The 3005-nt window shown below is 69.4% G+C and carries 3 protein-coding genes; 2 read left to right on the top strand and 1 reads right to left on the bottom strand.

From position 1 onward, the window contains the following. Positions 1 to 23 precede the first annotated feature (23 nt). On the bottom strand, positions 24 to 1004 hold the full coding sequence (locus U9980_RS09465) for an ABC transporter ATP-binding protein (RefSeq protein ID WP_322767586.1): 981 nt from the start codon (positions 1002 to 1004) through the stop codon (positions 24 to 26). Between the two features lie 338 nt (positions 1005 to 1342). Between U9980_RS09465 and U9980_RS09460 the strand changes: the two genes are divergently transcribed. Then, positions 1343 to 1636, top strand: coding sequence for a hypothetical protein (locus U9980_RS09460; RefSeq protein ID WP_322748540.1), 294 nt, complete (start codon positions 1343 to 1345; stop codon positions 1634 to 1636). Positions 1637 to 1778: 142 nt separating this feature from the next. Further along, entirely contained in the window at positions 1779 to 3002 is a 1224-nt protein-coding gene (locus U9980_RS09455; RefSeq protein WP_322767585.1) for a cytochrome P450, read from the top strand. Positions 3003 to 3005 lie beyond the last annotated feature (3 nt).

Here is a 3005-nt window from a genome sequence, read left to right as displayed (position 1 = left end):
GGGAGTGGCCATGTTGGGAACGATCATTGCGTTTCAGTGCCTTCCACTGGGGACGCCCGGCCCAGGGCGCCGCGATGGACGGTGCTCGCTTCGGTCAGCGCGGTGAACGCCTCTTCGAGGGATGTGTCGGCCGGGGACAGTTCCACCAGTCGCAGGCCGTGCGCCACGGCCATGTCGAAGATCGCTCCGCTGTCCATCCCGCGGACGGTGAGCAGGTCGGACGAGGTGCCGTCCCGCTCGACTCCCGCTGCCGGCGCGTCCTTTTGATCATCGACCTGGGCGCCGTGCCGGCGCAGCACGGCGGCGAGCTCCCCGGCCCTGGGGCTTCGCACCACGACCGACGGGCCGCCGTGACCGGCGATGATCCGTTCGACCGAGTCGGCCGCGAGCAGGCGGCCCCGCCCGATGACGACCAGCCGGTCGGCGATCTGCGCGATCTCGGCGATGAGATGGCTGGACAGGAAGACCGTGCGGCCCTCCCGGGCAAGCGTGGCCAGCAGCTTTCTGATCCAGGTGATGCCGTCGGGATCAAGGCCGTTGGCCGGCTCGTCGAGCACCAACGTCGGTGGGTCGCCGAGCAGCGCCGCCGCCATTCCGAGCCGCTGCGTCATTCCGAGGGAAAGCCGGCCGGCCGGCATCCCTGCGGCGTCACCCAGGCCCACCATCTCCAGGACGGTGTCGATGCGGTGGCGGGCAATCCCGTTGCTCGCGCACAGCCAGCGCAGGTGGTCATGGGGTGTACGGGCCGGATCAACCGCCCCGGCATCGAGTAGCACCCCGATTTCCCGTACCGGTTGGCGATGCTGGTGGAAAGGCCGGCCATTGACGGTGACCACGCCGTCCGACGGTCGGTCGAGCCCCACAATCATCCGCATAGTGGTGGATTTTCCGGCACCGTTCGGCCCGAGGAAGCCGGTCACCGCACCGGCTCCCGCACCGAAGGTCAGGCCATTCACCACCGTCCTGCGGCCGTACCGTTTCGTGAGACCGATGGCCTCAATCATTCGTTCCTCCGGTCGTGGACTCCGGTATTCCGGCTGACGCCGCGACGCTTGTATTCCGGCTGACGCCGTGATGCTCGTGCGAGCGCACGGTGTCGCCTGGCAGCGTAGGCGCGCAGGCGTATGGCGGGGAAGGCCCACACACCATCTCGGGGCAGGTGATGACAGATGTCATGGCCGACCCGTGAAAGTGACATCCATGCGGATGTGATATCTGCCCGGGTGAAACCACTGACATTGGCGACTGTCGTGGACATGCCTGCCCGACGGACAGTGATGTCGCACCCGGGACAGCCCGAGCACATCCAGACCCGCACGCATGACATGAAAGGTGACGTCACATGTCCGAGAACAGCTATGTGGTCTCCGATGAGGATCGCACTCGGTTCGCCACCATGGTCGCCCGGATCTGGGGAGACCCGGAGCTGGAGGCTCGCTACGCCGGCGACGCACGCTCGGTCCTCGCCGAGTTCGGCATCACGCTGCCCGAGTCGGCACCCACGCCGGAGATCCCGGCGAAGCCCGAGGGCGACCTGAGCATCGAGGAGCTTGACTCCGTCGCCGCCGGTCTTTCCGTCAGCTCGCTGGCCTGCGCAGCCTGCCCGGTGTCGAGCTTCAGCAGCCTGTCCAACTGACCTGAGAGCGCCCGGCCCGGCCCGGCACAGCTGTGCCGGGCCGGCGTTTTCCCGGCGGTCCAGGGGCTGCGGCAGCCCAGGGGCTGTTGCCGTCCGGGGGGCGCGCCCGGACAGGCCCTAGCACGGGAGAGGAGCTACGGCGTTGAGCACGTTAACCGCCGAAGTGCAGACATTTTTCAGCGACCCGCAGGCGCGGCGCGATCCGGCCGACTTCTACCGCCGCCTGGTCACCGAGGAGCCGGTGACCCCACTGGGTCGGATGTGGGTGGTGGCGGGCTACGACGAGTTGATGGCGGTCGCCACCCATCCGGCCACCTCCTCGGATCCGTCGGTGCTGGGCACCGCGATCCCGTTGTCACCGAATCCCGTACTGTCCGCGGCACTGTCCCGGATGCTGCCGTTGCGCGACGGCGCGGACCATCGCCGGCTCAAGGGGCTCGCGATCCGCACCTTCAGTTCCCGCGGCATCGCGCAGGCGCGCACGCTGGTCAGCGAAACCGTGGACGCGCTGGTCGACGCGAACGCCGGCCAGGGATCGTTCGACGTCGTCGCGGACCTGGCCGTGCCGCTGCCGGTAGCCCTCACCTGCGCGCTGCTCGCCATCCCGGTCGAGGACCGCGGCCGTGTCCTGGAGTGGGCCGTCGTGCTCAGTGGACAGATGCTGGGCTTCGGTGTCGAGCAACCCCCGGACACCGATCGAAAGATCGACGATCTTCTCGACTACATCAATCGGCTGTGCGCCGACCGTGAACATCAGCCCGGACCCGACCTGCTCAGCCGGCTCGCTCTCGCCACCCGTGACGGCCAGCTCACCCACGACGAGCTGGTCGCGTTCGTCCTGATGCTGTTCGTCAACGGGCTGGAGACGCTGACGGCGGGGTTGTCCGCCGCGGTGTGGCAGGTTCTGCAGGCGCCGGAGCTTCTCGACCACATTCGGGACCATCCCGGCGACGCCGAGGCCGTGTTCGACGAATGCGTGCGGCTGGGCAGCCCGGTACGCGCCAGCACGCGGGTGCTCCTGGATGACATCGACGTCGGCGGACGGCGGTTGCGACGCGGCGCGGCGGCCATCCTCCTGTTCGCCGCGGCCAACCGCGACCCCCGCCGATTCGTCGATCCCGACCGGCTCGACCCGCGGCGCTCCGAGCGCCGGCACCTCGGGTTCGGTTTCGGGCCTCACCTGTGCCTGGGGGCGCCGCTCTCGCTCGCCGCCGGCGCGACCCTGCTGGACCGGCTCGCGCGCCGTTGCCGGGACCTGCGTACCCCGCTCACCGCGGACACCGCGCAGTGGGAGCCCTCGCTGGCCTTCACCGGTCTGCGGGCACTTCCGGTGACCTTCGCCGCGGCTGTCCCCGTCGACGCGTGAGGG

This window comes from Protofrankia sp. Cr1 (assembly GCF_963555865.1).
Classification (GTDB): Bacteria; Actinomycetota; Actinomycetes; order Frankiales; family Frankiaceae; genus Protofrankia.
Note: the sequence above shows the minus strand (reverse complement) of the source record. Positions and strands in the feature narration are given on the sequence as shown.

Coding starts and splice junctions, on each gene's coding strand:
- U9980_RS09465 (WP_322767586.1), bottom strand. CDS start 1,004: ATGATTGAGGCCATCGGTCTCACGAAACGGTACGGCCGCAGGACGGTG.
- U9980_RS09460 (WP_322748540.1), top strand. CDS start 1,343: ATGTCCGAGAACAGCTATGTGGTCTCCGATGAGGATCGCACTCGGTTC.